Origin of the sequence: Paracoccus sp. S4493, from assembly GCF_000967735.1 — a bacterium.
Lineage (GTDB): Bacteria > Pseudomonadota > Alphaproteobacteria > Rhodobacterales > Rhodobacteraceae > Paracoccus > Paracoccus marcusii.
Map to the genome: position 1 here is coordinate 1 of NZ_JXYF01000222.1, position 449 is coordinate 449.

At 60.6% G+C, this 449-nt stretch carries 1 protein-coding gene; it reads left to right on the plus strand.

The window, feature by feature from the left end:
* The coding region (locus TW83_RS16505; RefSeq protein WP_045983877.1) for an integrase core domain-containing protein at positions 1-354 on the plus strand (354 nt) is incomplete at its 5' end.
* Positions 355-449 lie beyond the last annotated feature (95 nt).

A 449-nucleotide genomic window follows, 5' to 3' on the forward strand; every position in this document is an offset into this window, starting at 1 on the left:
TCATTCCCAACATGCTATGGCCCGGAGTTCATCGCAAAGGCGGTGCGGGACTGGATCGTCGCCGTCGGCGCGAAGACCGCCTACATCGAGCTGGGGTCCCCCTGGGAGAACGGTTACTGTGAGAGCTTCAATTCCAAGCTCCGCGACGAGCTGCTGAACGGGGAGATCTTCTACAGCCTCGCTGAGGCGAAGATTATCATCGAGAGCTGGCGCCGCCATTACAACACCAAGCGCCCGCACTCATCACTGGGGTATCGCCCGCCAGCTCCCGAGGCCATCCAGTGGCCGGCTTCGCCATCCGGAGCCGCTTCGCCGGCCACCCCAGCTGTAGCGCCAAGACCCGAAATGCACTAAGACTGAAACCGGACCACCTGATAGGGGCAGGCCACTATTTTTTCTTTTATCTCATCAGCCACCTTTTGCACATTCGTAAGCGCGACGCGGCCCCC